Below are 18,502 nucleotides of genomic sequence, written 5' to 3' on the forward strand. Positions count from 1 at the left end.
GGTACTGCAGGGGGGACCCTGTGGGAGAGTAGGACGCCGCCGAACAAATTGTATGAGAAAGCCCCCGCACTTCGGTGCGGGGGCTTTTTTGTGTTTCCCGGGGGGTGCCTGCGGGTCGTCTAGGGTTTTCGTCATGCGCTATGACCTGGTCATCTTCGACAACGACGGCGTCCTCGTGGACAGCGAGCCGATCTCCAACACCCTCCTCGCCGCGTATCTCACCGAGCTCGGGCACCCCACCTCGTACGAGGACTCCCTGCGCGACTACATGGGGGCCGCCCTGCATCGCGTACACGATGTCGTCGAGGAGCGGACCGGGGAGCGGTTGCCGGCCGACTTCGACGATGTCTTTCACGCGCGGGTGTTCGCCGCCTTCGAGAGGGAGCTGGAGCCGGTGCCGGGTGCCGTGGAGGTCCTGGAGAAGCTGGCCGCGGACGGAGTTCCGTACTGTGTGGCCTCGTCCGGGAGCCATGAGCGGATCCGGGTCGGGCACCGGAAGACCGGCCTCGACCGTTGGTTCGACGACGGACGCATCTTCAGTTCGCAGGACGTGGGCCGCGGGAAGCCGGCGCCGGACCTGTTCCTGCACGCGGCCGATCGGATGGGAGTGCCTCCGCAGAGGTGTCTGGTCGTCGAGGACAGTCCGCTCGGAGTGCGGGCGGCCGTCGCGGCGGGGATGGACGTGTACGGGTTCACGGCGATGACACCGGCGGACCGGCTGGCGGAGGCCGACCGGCTGTTCAGCGGGATGAGCGAGTTGATCGGGCTGCTCCAGGCATGACATCGCGTTGCTCCAGGACTTGAGCAGGTTGCTCCAGCACTGGAACTGAGCGGAATTCATGTTCTGCACCGTCTACCCACGAGTAGGCCGGAGCCCTACGCTGAGCCGCCATGACAGAGGTGCTGCGGCGTGGCCGGGCTTCGTTGGCGTTCAGCTTCTTCGCCCAGGGCGCCGCCTTTGCGCTGCTCGTGACCCGTATCCCCGCGATCCAGGACCGGTACGGGGTGTCCGACGGGCTGCTGCCCGCCTTCCTCGCCGCCGTGCCGGTCCTTGCCGGGGCCGGCAGTGTCTGCACCGAGCAGCTGGTGAAGCGGGTGCCGCCGAGCCACGTACTGCGGTGGTCGCAACCGGTCGTGCTGCTCGCGCTGCTGGGGATCGGGGCCGGCGACGGGCTGTGGGCGCTCGGGCTCGCGCTCGCCGCTTTCGGACTGGGCGTGGGAGCCCTCGACGCCTCCATGAACATGCTCGGGGTGAGCCTTCAGCACACGTACGGGCGCAGCATCATGCTGGGGTTCCACGCCGCGTTCAGCCTGGGTGGGATCGTCGGGGCCTCGCTGGCCTGGGTGGGGGCGCACTGGGATCTGGCGTTGTTCGTGTCGTACCTGCCCGCCGTCGTGGTGCTGCTGCCCGCCGCGTTCGTGGGGAGCCGGTGGTACGTCGACGGGGGCGGGCGCGGGAGTGCTGTGGAAGCTTCGGCACAGGATGTGGAGGCGGGTCCGGGCGGTGGCGCCGGGGTGGGGTTCAAGCTGCTGCTGCCGCTCTGTCTGGTGATGACCTTCGCCTACATCGGGGACTCGACCGTCTCCAACTGGAGTGCGAAGTACTTGCAGGACGTGCTGGGCAGTTCGGAGCAGCTCGCGACCGTTCCGTACAACGTCTACATGGTCACCACGCTGCTCGGGCGGGCCGTGGGGGACCTTGGGGTACGGCGGTTCGGGGCCGTGGCGGTCGTGCGGGTGGGGGCGCTGGTCGCGGCCGTGGGGTTCGCGGTCGTGGCGGGGGCGCCGGGAGCCTGGGTCGGGATGCTCGGCTTCACCCTCGTGGGGTTCGGGCTGTGTGTGATCGTGCCGCAGACCTTCGCGGCGGCGGGGAGACTGTTCCCCGGGGCGGCGGACGCGGCCGTCGCCCGGCTGAACATCTTCAACTATGTGGGGTTCCTCGTCGGTTCGCCCCTGGTGGGGGCTCTGGGTGACGCCTGGAGCTATCGGGCGGCGATGCTCGTGCCGATGGCGTTGGTATTGGTGACCCTGTTCCACGCCCGCTCGTTCGCATCCGGACCTTCCCGATACGGTGACGGGCATGAGCGGCCGCGCACAGCTGATGTGGGACGAGGCAGTAACGGGCTATGACTTCGGTCCGGACCATCCGATGGATCCGGTCCGGCTGGCGCTGACCCGGCGCCTGGTCGACGCCTTCGGGCTCGACCGGGAGGTGGATGTCGTCGCGGCCAAGCCCGCCGGGGACTCCACCCTGCGGCTGGTGCACCGGGAGGACTACATCGAGGCGGTCAGGGCCGCCTCCGTGGATCCCCGGGCGGCCGACTCCGCGTACGGGCTGGGGACCGTGGACGATCCCGCCTTCGCCGGGATGCACGAGGTGTCCGCACTGATCGCCGGCCAGTCGGTGGGCGCCGCCGAGGCCGTGTGGCGGGGTGAGGCGCTGCACGCGGTGAACTTCGCGGGCGGGCTGCATCACGCGATGCCCGGGGGCGCGTCCGGGTTCTGCATCTACAACGACGCCTCGCTGGCCATCGCCCGGCTGTTGGAGCTGGGGGCCGAGCGGGTCGCGTACGTGGATGTGGACGTGCATCACGGGGACGGGGTGCAGGCGGCCTTCTGGGAGGACCCGCGGGTCCTGACGGTGTCCCTGCACGAGCACCCGCGGACCCTGTTCCCGCAGACCGGGTGGCCCGAGGAGACCGGGGCCGCGGGGGCGGAGGGGTCCGCCGTGAACGTGGCGTTGCCGGCCGGGACCGGGGACGCGGGGTGGCTGCGGGCCTTTCACTCCGTGGTGCCCGAACTGATCGCCGATTTCCGGCCGCAGGTACTGGTCACGCAGCACGGGGCCGATACGCACTTCGAGGATCCGCTCGCTCATCTCGCCGTGTCGCTGGACGCGCAGCGGGCGGTGCAGGTCGCCTGTCACGAGCTGGCGCACGAGTACGCCGAGGGGCGATGGGTCGCTCTCGGCGGGGGCGGGTACGCGGTGGTGGACGTCGTGCCGCGGTCCTGGACGCATCTGGTGGCGATCGCCGCCGGGCGGGAGGTGGCGCCCTCTTCCGTCATTCCTGAGAGCTGGCGGCAGGAAGTGTTCGCCCGTACGCGGCAGTTGGGTCCCGCGCGGATGACCGACGGGCGGTGGCCCGTGTCGTTCGTGGGGTGGGAGGCGGGGTACGACCCGGCGGACCGACTCGATCAGGCCGTGCTGGCCACTCGGCGGGCCGCGTATCCCCTCCGGGGTCTGCTGGCATAGCCCCGCCGACCTGGTTCCGCCCCCGCCGCCCCTTCCCTTTCCGTCCCTGGGGCTGCGCCCCTCCGGACCCCCGTTGCGCAGTTCCCCGCGCCCCTTGGTACCCGCGGGCGCGGGAGGACCCGGTTAGGCCAACTGTGGGGCTGTCAGCCCGTTGTCGGCGCGGGTACGCGGGAGGTGCGGCAGCATCGACTCGTGTCGAGTACCGAAGCGTTGCGGGCGCATCTGCTGGCGGCGAGGCTGGCCGGGACCGTGGCCACCTCGCGTGAGGTGAGTCTGAGGAGTTACCGGCTGTTCGCGGCTCGGGATCCGCGGGTGACGATCGGGATCGATCCAGAACAGGACTGGAAGCAGTCCGATCTGATCGCTTTGATGGCGGACAAATGTGGGGTATCCGGCGATCCCCGGCACACGTCCGGGCACGATGTGATCGATCCTGAGCGGACGCTGGCGGCGCTCGACGCCTTCGCGGAGCGGCTTGCGGAAGCCGCGCGGAGGCGTTCCCCGGTGCTGTTCGGCACCGGGCATCCGCATCGGCTGATCGGTTTCTACGCCGCTCTCGCGGACGCTCTGTCGGCGGCGGGATGTGCCGTCCTCACCTCGGCGTATGGTCACCGTGTCGACATAACGACCCGGTTCGGCCTACGCACGTACAACCTTGACTACGTACGACGAGTCGCGCTGGTACGCGAACCCGGGGCGCGGGGCGCCGGTCGCGCGACCGGCGCGCACACACACTCACCCCTCCCGGTTCGTACCGTTCTGGCTGCCGCGGCGGAGGCCGGCGGACCGCTTCCGGAGCTCGTGGTGGGGGACCACGGCTGGGTCTGCGGGGCAGGTCAGCTGGGGTTCGAGGCCATCGGCCTGGGTGACACCGATGATCCCGCGCTGTTCGTCGGAGAGGCAGAGGGGCGGGTGTCCGTCGTCGTTCCACTTGATGACGCTGTGCGGTCTGATTACTACCGACCGCTTACTCGCTATGTACTCAATCGAGCGTGTCTGTCACAGTAGGCCGCCGATGGGGGCTCCTCTTCCCCACTCGCATCACCCGCCCCTACTCTGGGGAGTGAGCACGCAACGACGAAGTGTCACCGGAAGGGGAAGCCGGTGACCGTCGAGTGCGGAAGGTTCAGGTGTGTCATGGCTGCTGGCGAGAGGCCTCTGAACGAGGTTCAGTTCCTTACCGTGGCGGAAGTCGCCTCGGTGATGCGAGTGTCGAAGATGACCGTGTACCGCTTGGTGCACAGCGGTCATCTGCCCGCGATCCGGGTGGGGAGGTCGTTCCGCGTCCCGGAGCAAGCGGTTCACGAGTACCTTCGCGAGTCCTACGTGGGGGTGGAGACAGCCTGACGGCGGTCCGGGGGGTGCCGGGGAGGCTCGATCGCGTCCCCGGGATTCCCGCGGAACCCCTCGATTACAACCTCGGCGCTCAGGACGGGTAGGCTGGCCCCTCATAAGTCGTGTGGGCCCATGCAGCCCAGCAACGAGTAAAGAGAAGTGAGCGAGGGTAGTCGTGGGCTCTGTTATCAAGAAGCGGCGTAAGCGGATGGCCAAGAAGAAGCACCGCAAGCTGCTCAAGCGCACTCGCGTTCAGCGTCGCAACAAGAAGTAGTCGCGGCAGCGGCGGTCGCCCACCACGCGCGAGCGGGGAGTCGGCGACGCCGCGACAGTGCGCTCTGTGGCCCCCCACCGGTTCGGTGGGGGGCCACAGTCGTGTCCGCCCACGCCCTCCGCCGTCCGGTGCCGCGAACGCCGTGCGTACGCCCGGGCGTACGTCCCGTGCGGCGAATGGCCGGGTCTGATCGTATGTCCGGGGACGCCGTCACTTGATGCTTCGGGCGGTCATCACAGCGCAACGCCGACCCGCTAACGTGACCGACACGGGGAACACGGCAGAGTACGAGCAGCATGTCGTCGACGGCTGGAAGGAAGGCGCTGATCTTGGGGAAGGTCGTGCTCGTGACCGGAGTGGCCCGTCATCTGGGGGGCCGGTTCGTACGACGGATCCAGCGTGACCCCGAGGTGGACCGGGTGGTCGCCGTGGACGCGGTCACCCCCGAGCACCACCTGGGCGGAGCGGATTTCGTACGCGCCGACATAAGGCAGCCCACCATCGCCAGGCTGCTGGCCGAGCACTCCGTCGACACGGTGGTGCACATGGACGTGACGGGCACCCCCCTGGGCAGCGGAAGCCGGGCCACGGTCAAGGAGACCAACGTCATCGGCACCATGCAGCTGCTCGGCGCCTGCCAGAAGTCGCCGACGGTCGAGCGGCTGGTCGTGAAGTCCAGCACGAACGTCTACGGGTCCGCGCCTCGGGACCCGGCCGTCTTCACCGAGACAACCCCGCCCAAGTCACTGCCCAGCGGCGGCTTCGCGAAGGACACGGTCGAGGTCGAGGGGTACGTGCGGGGGTTCGCGCGGCGGCGGCCCGACGTCGCCGTGTGCGTGCTGCGGTTCGCGAACATCCTGGGGCCGAGCGCGGACACCCCGCTCGCCGCGTACTTCTCGCTGCCCGTGCTGCCGACCGTCCTCGGCTACGACCCGAGGCTGCAGTTCGTGCACGAGGACGACGTGATCGACGTCCTGCGGATCGCCTCGCACGAGCCGGAGCGGGGCACGCTCAACAGCGGCACGTTCAACATCACCGGCGACGGGGTCCTGCTGCTCTCGCAGTGCGCGCGCAGGCTGGGCCGGCCCACGGTCCCGGTGCTGATGCCCGCGATCAGCTGGGTGGGCTCGGCCCTGCGTACGGTGGGCATGACGGACTTCTCGCCCGAGCAGCTGCGGCTGCTCACCCACGGCCGGGTCGTGGCGACGAACCAGATGCGCGAGACGCTCGGTTACCGGCCGAGATTCTCGACGGCGGAGGCGTTCGCGGACTTCGCGCGCAGCCGGGGCCCGGGACTGCTGCCCCCCGAGGCCCTCGCGGGGGCCGTCGACCGGATCGCCGCACTGCCCGCACTGGGCGGTGGCCACCCCCCGACGCAGAGCGCCAACTGAGCGCCAACCGAGGAGCGCATCAACGATGGCGGACGCCAAGGTCATTCCGTTCGACGACGACCGGTCCCGCGGGAGTGCCGTACAGCGGCCGACGCGGCGCCGGAATGTGGGGAGCAGGCGAAAGAGCGAGCCCGCGGCGGTTCACGAGGTCCAGCCACTGCCCGCACGAACGATTCCGCAGGATGATGTTCCTGTGACGCGTGAGGAACCGGCTGCTGATCCGGCCGCTGTGGAGAAGCCGCAGGGCGATGGCTGGGAGCGGCGGATCGCCGGCGGACTGTCGTTCCTGCGACGGCGCCTGACGGGTGAGTACGAGGTCGACGACTTCGGTTACGACCAGGAGCTCACCGAGCAGGTCCTGATGTCCCTGGTGCGGCCCCTCTACGAGAAGTACTTCCGCGTGGAGGTGAAGGGCGTCGAGAACATCCCGTCGGAGGGCGGGGCGCTGATCGTCGCCAACCACTCGGGGACGCTGCCGCTGGACGGGCTGATGATGCAGGTCGCGGTCCATGACAACCACCCCGAGAACCGGCATCTGCGGCTGCTCGCGGCCGATCTGGTCTTCATGCTGCCCGTGATCAACGAACTGGCCCGCAAGGCCGGTCACACGCTCGCGTGCGCGGAGGACGCCGAACGCCTCCTGCAGCGCGGCGAACTGGTCGGGGTGATGCCGGAGGGCTTCAAGGGCATCGGCAAGCCGTTCAGCGAGCGATACAAGCTCCAGCGCTTCGGCCGCGGCGGGTTCGTGTCGACCGCGCTGCGGCAGGGCACCCCGATCATTCCGTGCTCGATCGTGGGCGCGGAGGAGATCTACCCGATGATCGGCAACGCGAAGACCCTCGCGCGGCTGCTCGGGTTCCCGTACTTCCCGCTCACGCCGACCTTCCCGTGGCTCGGCCCGCTGGGCGCGGTTCCGCTGCCGACCAAGTGGACGATCCAGTTCGGCGAGCCGATTCCCACGGACGGCTATCCGCCGGAGGCGGCCGAGGACCCGATGCTGATGTTCAACCTGACGGACCAGGTCAGGGAGCAGATCCAGCACACGCTCTACAAGCTGCTGGTGCAGCGCCGGTCGGTGTTCTTCTGACCCGGCCGTTCGTTCCCACGGCACTGTGACGAGGACGGGGCGCCCCTTTTCCACCAGGGGCGCCCCGTCCTCGTACCGGCAGGACCTAGTCCGTGTCCTCGCTGTCGATGCCCAGGCCCGGCGGCAGCAGGCCGGGGAGCAGGGGCGGCAGGGTCACGTCCGGCTCGGGGGCCGGGGTGTCCTTGCCCTTGCCGGTCGGGGCGGCGCTGGTGTCGTCCTCGGGCGGGTCGAGGAGGCCGCCCGTGTCGCCGCCGAGCAGGCCGTCGTCCTCCGTGTCGGACGTGGACGGCTTGGGTTTGCCGCTGCCGGCGCCGGTGCCGTCGGACGCGTCGCTCCGGGTGGCGCTGGGCGGGACGGAGTGGTCCGAGCCGGACGCGCCCGGGGCGTCCGCACTCGGGCCGCGGTGCCGGCCGGTGCCCTGCGGGGCGGGCGGCTGCGGGAGCAGCGCGCGCAGCGGGTCGACCTCTTCGTCTATGGCGTCGAAGACCGAGCTGACCTGCTGGCTGACGTCGCCGAGCTGGACGGGCAGCCGTTCGCGCAGGGCGCCCCAGGCTTCGCGGTGCGACCGGGAGAAGGCGGAGAGCGCCTGGATGGGGCCGAGGGAGTCCGGGTCCCGCTCGTACGCCTCGTGCAGGAGGCGGTGGCCCTCGGAGGCGTCGTGCTGCATGCCGGACAGGGCGCGCCGGATCTCGCCCAGGGACTCGTGGTCCAGGGGGCCCGAGCGGCCGCGCTCCATCAGGCGGCGCGCCTCGCTCAGCCGGGTGGAAGCCTGGTCGAGGTAGAGCTCGCCGCGGTCGCTGTTGCCGTCGGCCATGCCCAGCCTGAGATCCTCCATGCCCCGCTTGAGCCCGTAGAGCGAGTCACCGGGCAGCGCGTCGGAACTGGCGGCGGCGACGCCGCTGAAGGCTCCGGCGGCCACTCCCACGGTGAGCCCGCCCGCGGCGAGCCCCTTCGACAGCCTGGAACGGGGCCGCAGCTTCCCCAGCCCGGTCGCCCTGTGTGCGCCCCTGCCCCGGTGCGACCGTTGCTCGGGGACCGGTGGGCCCGCCGCCTCGCCTCCCGCGGCCGTGCCCTCCATCAGCATGGCCTCCATCGCGGCCACCAGCTGTGCCCGCTGGACGACCTTGACCTCGGGGTCCATCGTCGGTTTGGGCAGCTCGCCGAGGCCGGTCGCCAGGGACAGCATCCGGCTCTGCTCGGACCGGTCCGCGACGGCCGGAGCAGGTCCTTCGGACTGCTCCGCCGCCGTGCCCCTGTCGGACTGCTCCTCCAGGGCCTGGGCGAAGGCGTTCGTCCGCCGGTGCGCCGATACGTTCGCGATCACTGGCGGCACCTCCTCTCGTCATGACGGTCGGCTCCCCAGGGGGTCCTGGGGTCGCACCCCCTGACCGGAATTACTCGATCGAGTGATCGAAGAAGGTCAGGGTGTGACCACAGGGAGCCTGTATCCCGCACAACGAGCGGCTCGGCACTTGGGTTACGGACGGAGGATGATCGGACCGTGAAGTCAACGGACTTTCACGGAAGGTGAGTTGGCCGTCGCTGAGCGTACGGGTCCATACGGGACCGTACCGGGACCGGTCGCGGGCCGGTCCGGCGGACCGGCCGTGCGCGGGCCTGCGGGGGTACGGGGTCTCAGCGGACGTCTTCCGGGAGGAGCCGGGCCAGGGTGCGCACCGCCCGGTACTGGAGGGTCTTGATCGCGCCCTCGTTCTTGCCCATGACGCGGGCGGTCTCGGCGACCGAGAGGCCCTGGAGGAACCGAAGGGTCACGCACTCCTGCTGCTGGGGGTTGAGGCGGCGTACGGCGTCCAGCAGCGCCGCGTTCGAGAGGGACTCCAGGACGGAGTCCTCGGGGGAGCGCTCGACCTCGTTGGCGTCGAGCATCTCGCCGGTGGTCACTTCGAGCCGGAAGCGGCTCGACTTGAAGTGGTCCGCGACGAGGTTGCGGGCGATGGTCACCAGCCAGGCGCCGAAGTCACGGCCCTGCCAGGTGAACGTCCCGATGCGGCGCAGTGCGCGCAGGAACGTCTCGCTCGTCAGGTCTTCCGCGGTCGCCTTCCCGCCGACGCGGTAGTAGATGTAGCGGTACACGGTGTCGCTGTACTGGTCGTAGAGCCGGCCGAAGGCTTCGGCCTCACCGGCCTGTGCGCGCTCCACGAGATCCATCATCCGGGCGCTGTCACTGTCTGCGGCCGGGCGGCGTGCGGGGGTGGCTGGCGCGCTCGAACGTCCTCGTCTGCCGACCGCCGCGCTGTTCTCGGCCAGTGCGTAGCACGGGCCGACGGGCGCGACGGAGACAGCGAGGGCGGGGACGGCGTACGCGGTGGGGACGAAGCCGCGCAAACGGTCGAGGACCGTCGCGCGCAGCGTAGCCAGGCCCGAGGCGTCAACCCCGACGTGTGGGTACACGGGACTCCCAGAGGCAGAGCTTCCATCACGTGCAGTACCGGACCGTTCACCCGTCGTAGCGAAAGGTGGGGTCCGTTATGCGTCTGAGGAGAATAACGCTTCGTACAGGCAGTGCTACACCCAGTTGCTCAAATCATCGATTACGTCGCTTCTGTAACCGAATGGCACCCGATCAAGTGGCGGATAGTGACCGCTTGTTGATCGAAACGGTCCGCGTTCCGTCGAAGTCCGGGGCGTGTTGTGGCCGGGTCCCGTCAACGTGACGGGCGGGACCCGAAGGGGCGCGGGGTGTCAGCGACGGCGGCGGTGCAGGGCGATGGCGGCGGCGGTGCCGCCGGCGACCGCGCCGACCCCGGCCGCCGCGGGAATGCCGACCTTCGCGGCCTTGCGGCCCGTGCGGTAGTCGCGCAGCCGCCAGTCGAGGGTGCGGGCGTGCTTGCGGAGCTTGGCGTCCGGATTGATCGCGTACGGATGCCCGACCAGCGACAGCATCGGGATGTCGTTGTGCGAGTCGCTGTACGCGGCGCAGCGGTCGAGGTCCAGGCCCTCCGCCGCGGCCAGGGCGCGTACCGCCTCCGCCTTGGCGGGGCCGTGCAGGGGCTCCCCGACGAGCTTGCCGGTGTAGACGCCGTCCATCGACTCCGCGACGGTGCCGAGGGCGCCGGTCAGGCCGAGGCGGCCGGCGATCACCGTGGCGATCTCGACCGGGGCGGCGGTGACGAGCCACACCTTCTGGCCCGCGTCCAGGTGGGCCTGGGCCAGGGCGCGGGTGCCGGGCCAGATGCGCTCGGCCATGTACTCGTCGTAGATCTCCTCGCCGATCGACATCAGCTCCACCACGCGGTGGCCCTTGACGATGGACAGCGCGGAGTCGCGGGCGTCCTGCATGTGCTCGGGGTCCTCGATCCCGGCCAGCCGGAACCATGCCTGCTGCCAGGCGAAGCGTGCGAGGTCGCGGGACTCGAAGAACTTGCGCTTGTAGAGGCCACGGCCGAAGTGGAAGATCGCGGCGCCCTGCATCACCGTGTTGTCCAGGTCGAAGAACGCGGCGGCCTGGTCGTCGCCGTACACCGGGAACTCCGGTTCGGCGGCTCCGGGCGCGGCTTCGTGTGCGAGCTCTTCCAGCACCTGGGAGGTCTTGCGCGCTGCCTCAGCCGAGGCTTCGCCTGCCAGCACGCTGCGCGCGGTCGCGGAGCGCCTACGGGGGGTGAGCCATCCGAGAGCGGCCATGGCGTGAGCATAGCCAGTTTGTTCGGAGCGTCTGGAGTCGAGAGGTTTGGATGCTGTGAACTCTCCGCGACCGTGTAGTTAAAGAGCTCATCCCCCTGGGATCGCTCTTCGGGTGGGGATGCGTTGCCGCGTCGTGTGTCCGGTGCGGGTGGGTGGGGGCCGGGCGCGCAGTTCCCCGCGCCCCTGCCGGGCGCGGGAGAATGGGTGTATGAGTTCTCTGTTTCAGCGTGGGGGGAAGAAAGTGCCTCGGGAGCGGTTGGTCACACTCATCGGGAAACCCGACTGTCATCTGTGTGAAGACGCACAGGCGGTCGTCGAGAAGGTCTGCGGTGAGCTGGGCGTCCCCCTGGAGAAGAAGGACATCACCCAGGACGCGGAACTGCACCGGGAGTACTGGGAGCAGATCCCGGTGGTGCTGGTGGACGGGGCCCAGCACACGTTCTGGCGGGTGGACGAGGCGCGGCTCCGGCGGGCCCTCACGGCGTAGGCACGGTGCGGACGCGGCTGCAGGGCGGCTGGAGCGGCGCAGGAGTAATCGGACCGTGGCCTGACCGAGCAGTCCAAAGGGGCCGGAAAGTCACTTAGGATCGAGGGCGGTTCGGACTCGGGGGCGGGGATCGTAGAGGAGAGTGTGCGGTTTTGCCCCCAACAAGTGAGGAACGACGGTGCGTGAGCGCCGGTTCCGTACGGGTGCGCCGGGGGCGCGTGACCCCGGTCACGTTGCCCGGGCAAATCGGACACCATCTTTGTGCACGCGTTCACAAAGACATAGCCTGCATTCGACGGGGCGGTCCAGGAACGTGTGACCGCCTGCAGCCCCGCGCTACCCGCAGGAGCACCGTGGCAACTGGCCGAACTCACCGAACGGCGACCCGCAGCCGAGGGATTCCCGAGGCCACCGTCGCCAGGCTTCCGCTGTACCTCCGAGCCCTCACCGCACTGTCGGAGCGCTCGGTACCCACGGTCTCCTCCGAGGAGCTCGCGGCCGCGGCGGGGGTCAACTCCGCCAAGCTGCGCAAGGACTTCTCCTACCTCGGTTCGTACGGGACACGCGGTGTGGGCTACGACGTCGAATACCTCGTCTACCAGATCTCCCGCGAGCTGGGCCTGACCCAGGACTGGCCGGTAGTGATCGTCGGTATAGGCAACCTCGGCGCGGCGCTGGCCAACTACGGCGGGTTCGCCTCGCGCGGGTTCCGGGTCGCGGCCCTGATCGACGCCGATCCCGCGATGGCCGGCAAGCCCGTCGCCGGGATCCCCGTGCAGCACACCGACGAGCTGGAAAAGATCATCGACGACAACGGCGTGTCGATCGGTGTCATCGCGACGCCCGCCGGGGCCGCCCAGCAGGTCTGCGAACGGCTCGTCGCCGCCGGTGTGACCTCCATCCTGAACTTCGCGCCGACCGTGCTGTCCGTGCCGGACGGCGTCGACGTACGCAAGGTCGACCTCTCCATCGAGCTGCAGATCCTCGCCTTCCACGAGCAGCGCAAGGCCGGCGAGGAGGCCGAGGCGCAGGCCGACGCCGCACTCGAGGCAGAGGCGGAGGCCGCCGTCGCGGCGGCCAAGAAGGCCGGGAAAGGGCCCGACGGGGACGTCCCCGCCGTGATGCCGGCATGAGCCTCCTCGTCGTCGGGCTGAGCCACCGCAGTGCTCCCGTCAGCGTCCTGGAACGGGCCGCGCTGTCCGCGGACGCCCAGATCAAGCTGCTCCAGGACACGGTCGCCGCCGAGCCGGCCACCGAGGCCGCGGTGCTCGCCACCTGCAACCGGATCGAGCTGTACGCCGACGTGGACAAGTTCCACGCCGGTGTCGCCGAGCTCTCCACGCTGCTCGCGCAGCACAGCGGGGTCGGGCTGGACGAGCTCACCCCCTATCTGTACGTGCACTACGAGGACCGGGCCGTCCACCACCTCTTCTCGGTGGCCTGCGGTCTTGACTCGATGGTGATCGGCGAGGGCCAGATCCTCGGCCAGATCAAGGACGCCCTCGCCGGCGCGCAGGAGCTGCACACGGCCGGGCGACTGCTCAACGACCTGTTCCAGCAGGCGCTGCGGGTCGGCAAGCGCGCCCACTCCGAGACCGGTATCGACCGGGCCGGGCAGTCCCTGGTGACCTTCGGCCTGGAGCAGTTCGCCGGCGCCACGACGGTCGACGCCTGGGCCCGGGACAAGCGGGTCCTGGTGATCGGCGCGGGCTCGATGTCCTCGCTCGCCGCGGCCACGCTCGCGCGCGCCGGAGTGACCGAGGTGGTCGTCGCCAACCGCACCTTCGACCGGGCCGAGCGGCTCGCCGCGCTGCTCACCGAGCAGTACGGACGGCGTTCGGACGCGGCGGGCGGCGAGAGCGGCCAGGCCGCCGGGCGGGGTGGCCAGGACGGGCAGGGCGGCACGAGCGTGTCGGCCCGTGCCGTACCGATCGACGCGGTCGCCGGTGAGCTGACACGTGCCGATGTCGTCGTCTCGTGCACCGGCGCGACGGGGCTCGTCCTGACGGCCGAGGTCGTCGCCATGGCGATGGAGGGGCGTACGTCCCCGTCGCCGGCCGGCGACGGGGACGCGCAGCCGGTGACGGCCGGCGGCCCCGCGACCGCTTCCGGTGAGCGGGACGGACTGGCGCCCACCAGCGTCGGCGCCGAGGACAACTGCCCCCTCGACCTCTCCGCCGTGCAGGGCACGGCCGGGTTCTCCGTGCTGGGCGAGGCCGCCGTGGCCGGCCTGGCCGCCGCCGAGCTGGAGCAGCACGCCGCCTGGGTGGACAAGGGTGTGGCGGGGACGGCCTCCGAAGGGGTGGCCGGCTCCGTCGCCGTGGTCGACCCCGCCGCCGAGACCGAGGCCATCGCCGCCCTCGCCGCCGCCGCGACCGCCCTCGGACGCGTGCCCGAGCGGCGCCGGCCCGAGCCCGTCGCCGAGGTGCCCCGGCCCGCGCCCGTGCTCTCCCTGCTCGACCTCGCCATGCCCCGGGACATCGACGCCGCCGCGCACCGGCTGCCCGGGGTGCGGCTCGTGGACATCGAGTCGCTCGCCGAGGCGTCCGCCGACGCGCCCATGGCCGCCGACGTGGACCAGGTGCGGCGGATCGTCTCCGACGAGGTCGCCGCCTTCGGCGCCGCCCAGCGGGCCGCTCACATCACTCCGACCGTCGTGGCGCTGCGCACGATGGCCGCCGACGTCGTCGCGGGCGAGATCGCCCGGCTCGAGGGACGGCTGCCGGGCCTCGACGAGAAGCAGCGCGGCGAGATCACCCAGACCGTGCGACGCGTCGTGGACAAACTGCTCCACGCGCCGACCGTACGGGTCAAGCAACTGGCCGCCGAGCCCGGCGGTGCCGGGTACGCGGACGCGCTGCGGACCCTGTTCGACCTGGACCAGGAGACGGTCGCCGCCGTCTCCCGGGCCGCGGAGGGCGACACCGGCAGCGGTGGCGTCGGCACCGGCAACGGTGGTGTCGGCAGCAGTGATGCCGGCGAACGCAGTACCCAGAACCGCACCACCGGCGGCAGCGCGTCCTTCGACGCGGCCTTCGGAGAACACACCTTCACCCGCAACAACTTCGAGAGCGCCGAGAACCGAGGGCGAGCATGACTGAGCAGGCACTGAGGCTCGGGACCAGGCGGAGCAAACTCGCCATGGCCCAGTCCAGGCAGGTGGCGGACGCCGTGAGCCAGGTGACCGGACGGCCCGTCGAGCTCGTGGAGATCACGACCTACGGGGACACGTCCCGCGAACACCTCGCCCAGATCGGCGGCACGGGCGTCTTCGTGACCGCCCTGCGGGACGCGCTGCTGCGCGGCGAGGTCGACTTCGCCGTGCACTCGCTCAAGGACCTGCCGACCGGGCAGCCCGGCGACCTGGCACTGGCCGCCGTACCCGTCCGCGCGGACGCCCGTGACGTGCTGATCGCACGGGACGGCCTGACGTTCGCCGAGCTGCCGGACGGGGCGAGGATCGGCACCGGCTCGCCGCGCCGCATGGCGCAGCTGAACGCGCACGCGCGTGATCACGGGCTGACGATCGAGACCGTTCCGATCCGCGGGAACATCGACACGCGGATCGGGTTCGTACGGCAGGGAGAGCTGGACGGTGTCGTCCTCGCCGCCGCCGGTCTTCAGCGCGTCGGACGGACCCGTGAAGTGACCGACTTCCTGCCGGTCGACACGATTTTGCCCGCCCCCGGCCAGGGGGCCCTCGCGATCGAGTGTGCCGCGCACGACGCGGACCTCGTCGCCGCGCTCGCCGAGCTCGACGACCCGTACACCCGGGCCGCCGTGACCGCCGAGCGGTCCCTGCTCGCCGCCCTGGAGGCCGGCTGCAGCGCCCCCGTGGGTGCCTTCGCCGACTTCCTGGCCGACGGGCAGATTGTCAAGGAAATGCGCCTGCGCGGCGTCGTCGGCACGACCGACGGCTCGACGCTGGTGCAGTTGTCCACCACCGGTCCCGTGCCCGAGACACATGACCAAGCAATGGCGCTCGGCCGTGAACTCGCCGCCGAGATGCTTGCCAAGGGCGCGGCCGGTCTGATGGGGGAGCGAGTACATTGAGCCCCACCACCCTTCCCGTCGGCCTCGAACACGGGCACGTCACCTTCCTCGGTGCCGGACCCGGTGATCCCGGACTGCTGACTCTGCGCGCCGTGGAGGCGCTGGGGAACGCGGATGTCCTGGTCGCCGAACCCGAAGTGCTCGACGTCGTCCGCACGCACGCCAGACGAAACGTCACCGTGCTCGACACCTGTACGGAGCCGAGCCCGGACACGCCTCAGCTGAAGGTAGTTGACGGAGTGTCAAGGACCTCTGGCGTCCCCGCGTCGAAGGACGCGGCCAATATTGTCATGGAGGCCGCGCGGGGCGGCAGGCGGGTCGTCCGTGCGGTCTCGGGTGACCCCGGGCTCGACGCGTACGCCGCCGGCGAGATGCTCGCCTGCGTCGCCGCGGGTGTGCCCTTCGAGGTCGTGCCCGGTGTCGCCGCCGCGGTGGGTGTGCCCGCGTACGCGGGTGTGCCGCTGCGGGACGCCGAGGGCGCGGACGTGCGGTTCGTCGACGCCCGTACGGCGTCGGCGCGCTGCTGGGCCGAGGTCGGCGCGTCCGACGGGACCGTCGTCGTCTCGGCGGCCCTGGATTCCGTGGGTGCGGCGGCGGGTGAGCTCGTCGCCGCCGGACGTAAGCCCGACACCCCGATGACGGTCACGGTTGCCGGTACGACCACGCGGCAGCGGACCTGGTCGGCGACGCTCGGCACCATCGCGCAGACGCTGAAGCAGGCCAAGGTGCTGCCCTCGCCCGAGGGCGGCAGGCCGGTGATAGCCGTGGTCGGCGAGCGTTCCTCCGCCGCGCAGCGTGAGCAGCTCTCGTGGTTCGAGTCCAAGCCGCTGTTCGGCTGGAAGGTGCTCGTGCCGCGGACGAAGGAGCAGGCGGCGTCGCTCTCCGACCAGCTGCGGTCGTACGGGGCCGTGCCGCACGAGGTGCCGACGATCGCCGTCGAGCCGCCGCGGACGCCTCAGCAGATGGAGCGGGCCGTCAAGGGGCTCGTCACCGGGCGGTACGAGTGGATCGCCTTCACGTCGGTGAACGCGGTCAAGGCCGTCCGGGAGAAGTTCGAGGAGTACGGGCTCGACGCCCGTGCTTTCGCCGGGATCAAGGTCGCCGCTGTGGGTGAGCAGACCGCGAAGGCGTTGATCGCTTTCGGGGTCAAGCCTGATCTGGTGCCCAGTGGTGAGCAGTCGGCTGCGGGGTTGTTGGAGGACTGGCCTCCGTATGACCCTGTTTTTGATCCGATCGACCGGGTGTTCCTGCCGCGTGCCGACATCGCCACGGAGACGCTGGTCGCCGGGCTGATCGAGCTGGGCTGGGAGGTCGACGACGTCACGGCCTATCGGACCGTCAGGGCTTCGCCGCCGCCGGCTGACACGCGTGAGGCGATCAAGGGCGGGGGGTTCGACGCGGTTCTGTTCACCTCGTCGAGCACCGTGCGGAACCTGGTGGGTATCGCCGGGAAGCCGCACAACGTGACCGTGATCGCCTGTATCGGTCCGGCCACCGCCAAGACCGCCGAGGAGCATGGGCTGCGGGTCGATGTCATGTCGCCGGAGCCGTCCGTCCATCGGCTGGCCGAGGCGCTGGCGGAGTTCGGGCTGCGGCGGCGGGCTTCCGCCGTCGAGGCGGGGGATCCCGTCACTCGGCCCAGTGAGCGGCGGCCGGGGTCTCGGCGGAGGCGTACCACCACGTAGGTGTGACGTGGCTCGGTGGTGCCGCCATGTGGTGGTGCCGCTGCTTGGTGGTGCCGCCGGGCGTGGGGTGTCGGGTCGGGGCCGTGCCGGTACGTCGATCCCGTCGCCTTCCGGGTGTACTGCTGTACGTCTGGACGGTGGGGCTTTCTTGCAGGAGCCCTACGCGACGGGATGCGACGTACCGGCACGGCCCGCTCCCGTCGTGGGGCGGCCTGCGGCGGGGCGGGGGCCGCGGCTCCCTCCGACTCTGCGTCGGTAAAGGTGGTTCCGGGGCGGGCGTAGCGTGGTCGTATGACTTCGTACGGATCCTTTCCCGGTACGCGGCCGCGGCGGTTGCGGACCGGTCCTGTGATGCGGCGCATGGTCGCCGAGACCCGGTTGCATCCCGCCGACTTCATCCTTCCGGCCTTCGTGCGGGAGGGCGTGGCCGAGCCCGTGCCCATCGCCGCCATGCCGGGCGTCGTGCAGCACACCCGGGACAGCCTCAAGAAGGCCGCGCTGGGTGCGGTGGAGGCCGGCATCTCCGGGATCATGCTCTTCGGCGTGCCGGAGGAGTCGAAGAAGGATGCCGTGGGGACGCCCGGGACGGATCCCGAGGGAATCCTGCAGGTCGCCCTCCGGGACGTGCGGGCCGAGGTCGGCGACGAGCTGCTGGTGATGTCCGACCTGTGTCTCGACGAGACCGTCGATCACGGGCACTGCGGTGTGCTGGACGCGGAAGGGCGCGTCGACAACGACGCCACCCTGGAGCGGTACGCCGAGATGGCGCAGGTGCAGGCCGACGCGGGGGCCCATGTGGTGGGGCCCAGCGGGATGATGGACGGCCAGATCGGTGTCATTCGCGACGCCCTGGACCAGATCGGGCGGGAGGACGTGGCGGTGCTCGCCTACACCGCCAAGTACTCGTCCGCCTTCTACGGACCCTTCCGGGAAGCCGTCGGCTCGTCGCTGAAGGGTGACCGGAAGACGTACCAGCAGGATCCCGCGAATGTGCGGGAGTCCCTGCGGGAGCTGGCGCTCGACCTGGAGGAGGGCGCCGACATGGTCATGGTGAAGCCTGCCGGGCCCTACCTCGACGTCCTGGCGCGTGTCGCGGACGCGGTGGACGTGCCCGTGGCCGCGTACCAGATCTCCGGGGAGTACTCGATGATCGAGGCCGCCGCGGAGAAGGGGTGGATCGACCGTGACAAGGCGATCCTGGAGACGCTGACCGGTATCAAGCGGGCCGGGGCGCGGAACATCCTCACGTACTGGGCCGTCGAGGTCGCGCAGAAGCTGCACTGAGCGGGCAGGGG

At 70.6% G+C, this 18,502-nt stretch carries 17 protein-coding genes; 14 read left to right on the forward strand and 3 right to left on the reverse strand.

Annotated elements, in window-relative coordinates:
* Positions 1–133 precede the first annotated feature (133 nt).
* The 8 genes from ACFYXC_RS40305 (at position 134) to ACFYXC_RS40340 (ending at position 7,340) form a co-directional block, all read left to right on the forward strand.
* Positions 134–781: an HAD family hydrolase gene (locus tag ACFYXC_RS40305; protein ID WP_388926815.1), complete on the forward strand. Its 648-nt coding sequence runs from the start codon at positions 134–136 to the stop codon at positions 779–781.
* A 110-nt stretch (positions 782–891) separates the two neighbouring features.
* On the forward strand, positions 892–2,130 hold the full coding sequence (locus ACFYXC_RS40310) for an MFS transporter (RefSeq protein WP_389557938.1): 1,239 nt from the start codon (positions 892–894) through the stop codon (positions 2,128–2,130).
* Positions 2,081–3,253 carry an acetoin utilization protein AcuC gene (locus ACFYXC_RS40315; RefSeq protein WP_389557940.1) on the forward strand — a complete coding sequence of 391 codons (1,173 nt, stop codon included), beginning with the start codon at positions 2,081–2,083 and terminating at the stop codon, positions 3,251–3,253. Before ACFYXC_RS40310 ends, ACFYXC_RS40315 begins: the two co-directional genes overlap by 50 nt.
* 192 nt (positions 3,254–3,445) lie before the next feature.
* Positions 3,446–4,261 (forward strand): phosphatase, encoded by an 816-nt coding sequence (locus tag ACFYXC_RS40320; RefSeq protein WP_389557942.1) that lies wholly within the window; start codon positions 3,446–3,448, stop codon positions 4,259–4,261.
* A 129-nt stretch (positions 4,262–4,390) separates the two neighbouring features.
* Entirely contained in the window at positions 4,391–4,600 is a 210-nt protein-coding gene (locus ACFYXC_RS40325) for a helix-turn-helix domain-containing protein (RefSeq protein WP_093781815.1), read from the forward strand.
* A 163-nt stretch (positions 4,601–4,763) separates the two neighbouring features.
* Positions 4,764–4,862: a 30S ribosomal protein bS22 gene (locus tag ACFYXC_RS40330; protein WP_003948845.1), complete on the forward strand. Its 99-nt coding sequence runs from the start codon at positions 4,764–4,766 to the stop codon at positions 4,860–4,862.
* Positions 4,863–5,191: 329 nt separating this feature from the next.
* Positions 5,192–6,253 (forward strand): NAD-dependent epimerase/dehydratase family protein, encoded by a 1,062-nt coding sequence (locus ACFYXC_RS40335; RefSeq protein ID WP_389557944.1) that lies wholly within the window; start codon positions 5,192–5,194, stop codon positions 6,251–6,253.
* Positions 6,254–6,278: 25 nt separating this feature from the next.
* Positions 6,279–7,340 carry a lysophospholipid acyltransferase family protein gene (locus tag ACFYXC_RS40340; protein WP_389557946.1) on the forward strand — a complete coding sequence of 354 codons (1,062 nt, stop codon included), beginning with the start codon at positions 6,279–6,281 and terminating at the stop codon, positions 7,338–7,340.
* Between the two features lie 85 nt (positions 7,341–7,425).
* Here the strand turns inward: ACFYXC_RS40340 and ACFYXC_RS40345 are convergent, their stop codons facing one another.
* The 3 genes from ACFYXC_RS40345 to ACFYXC_RS40355 all read right to left on the reverse strand — a co-directional run bounded on the left by ACFYXC_RS40345 (position 7,426) and on the right by ACFYXC_RS40355 (position 10,982).
* A complete protein-coding gene (locus ACFYXC_RS40345) occupies positions 7,426–8,664 on the reverse strand; it encodes a DUF5667 domain-containing protein (RefSeq protein ID WP_389557948.1) in 1,239 nt (412 codons plus the stop codon).
* A gap of 311 nt (positions 8,665–8,975) precedes the next feature.
* The gene (locus ACFYXC_RS40350; RefSeq protein WP_388926833.1) at positions 8,976–9,752 is read right to left on the reverse strand and encodes an ECF subfamily RNA polymerase sigma factor, BldN family; all 777 of its coding nucleotides are present in this window, start codon (positions 9,750–9,752) and stop codon (positions 8,976–8,978) included.
* 291 nt (positions 9,753–10,043) lie between these two features.
* Positions 10,044–10,982: an HAD family hydrolase gene (locus ACFYXC_RS40355; protein WP_388926836.1), complete on the reverse strand. Its 939-nt coding sequence runs from the start codon at positions 10,980–10,982 to the stop codon at positions 10,044–10,046.
* A 208-nt stretch (positions 10,983–11,190) separates the two neighbouring features.
* Here ACFYXC_RS40355 and ACFYXC_RS40360 point away from each other — a divergent pair, with 208 nt between their 5' ends.
* From ACFYXC_RS40360 to hemB, 6 genes are all read left to right on the forward strand, one after another.
* Positions 11,191–11,469, forward strand: a complete 279-nt coding sequence (locus ACFYXC_RS40360; RefSeq protein WP_389557951.1) for a glutaredoxin family protein — start codon at positions 11,191–11,193, stop codon at positions 11,467–11,469.
* Positions 11,470–11,822: 353 nt separating this feature from the next.
* Positions 11,823–12,602 carry a redox-sensing transcriptional repressor Rex gene (locus tag ACFYXC_RS40365; RefSeq protein WP_388926842.1) on the forward strand — a complete coding sequence of 260 codons (780 nt, stop codon included), beginning with the start codon at positions 11,823–11,825 and terminating at the stop codon, positions 12,600–12,602.
* Positions 12,599–14,566 (forward strand): glutamyl-tRNA reductase, encoded by a 1,968-nt coding sequence (locus ACFYXC_RS40370; protein WP_389557953.1) that lies wholly within the window; start codon positions 12,599–12,601, stop codon positions 14,564–14,566. The genes ACFYXC_RS40365 and ACFYXC_RS40370 overlap by 4 nt, the downstream gene beginning before the upstream one ends.
* The gene (gene hemC / locus ACFYXC_RS40375) at positions 14,563–15,522 is read left to right on the forward strand and encodes a hydroxymethylbilane synthase (RefSeq protein ID WP_389557955.1); all 960 of its coding nucleotides are present in this window, start codon (positions 14,563–14,565) and stop codon (positions 15,520–15,522) included. Before ACFYXC_RS40370 ends, hemC begins: the two co-directional genes overlap by 4 nt.
* A complete protein-coding gene (locus ACFYXC_RS40380) occupies positions 15,519–17,207 on the forward strand; it encodes a uroporphyrinogen-III synthase (RefSeq protein ID WP_388926851.1) in 1,689 nt (562 codons plus the stop codon). Before hemC ends, ACFYXC_RS40380 begins: the two co-directional genes overlap by 4 nt.
* Before the next feature lie 291 nt (positions 17,208–17,498).
* Positions 17,499–18,491, forward strand: a complete 993-nt coding sequence (gene hemB, locus ACFYXC_RS40385; protein ID WP_389557957.1) for a porphobilinogen synthase — start codon at positions 17,499–17,501, stop codon at positions 18,489–18,491.
* Positions 18,492–18,502: the final 11 nt, after the last annotated feature.

The organism is Streptomyces sp. NPDC002701 (assembly GCF_042889045.1).
Taxonomy (GTDB): Bacteria; Actinomycetota; Actinomycetes; order Streptomycetales; family Streptomycetaceae; genus Streptomyces.

What these genes read in the sequence shown, in the direction of transcription:
- ACFYXC_RS40305 (WP_388926815.1), top strand. Translation starts at nt 134, where the DNA reads ATGCGCTATGACCTGGTCATCTTCGACAACGACGGCGTCCTCGTGGAC.
- ACFYXC_RS40310 (WP_389557938.1), top strand. Translation starts at nt 892, where the DNA reads ATGACAGAGGTGCTGCGGCGTGGCCGGGCTTCGTTGGCGTTCAGCTTC.
- ACFYXC_RS40315 (WP_389557940.1), top strand. Translation starts at nt 2,081, where the DNA reads ATGAGCGGCCGCGCACAGCTGATGTGGGACGAGGCAGTAACGGGCTAT.
- ACFYXC_RS40325 (WP_093781815.1), top strand. Translation starts at nt 4,391, where the DNA reads ATGGCTGCTGGCGAGAGGCCTCTGAACGAGGTTCAGTTCCTTACCGTG.
- ACFYXC_RS40340 (WP_389557946.1), top strand. Translation starts at nt 6,279, where the DNA reads ATGGCGGACGCCAAGGTCATTCCGTTCGACGACGACCGGTCCCGCGGG.
- ACFYXC_RS40355 (WP_388926836.1), bottom strand. Translation starts at nt 10,982, where the DNA reads ATGGCCGCTCTCGGATGGCTCACCCCCCGTAGGCGCTCCGCGACCGCG.
- ACFYXC_RS40360 (WP_389557951.1), top strand. Translation starts at nt 11,191, where the DNA reads ATGAGTTCTCTGTTTCAGCGTGGGGGGAAGAAAGTGCCTCGGGAGCGG.
- ACFYXC_RS40370 (WP_389557953.1), top strand. Translation starts at nt 12,599, where the DNA reads ATGAGCCTCCTCGTCGTCGGGCTGAGCCACCGCAGTGCTCCCGTCAGC.
- hemC (WP_389557955.1), top strand. Translation starts at nt 14,563, where the DNA reads ATGACTGAGCAGGCACTGAGGCTCGGGACCAGGCGGAGCAAACTCGCC.
- hemB (WP_389557957.1), top strand. Translation starts at nt 17,499, where the DNA reads ATGACTTCGTACGGATCCTTTCCCGGTACGCGGCCGCGGCGGTTGCGG.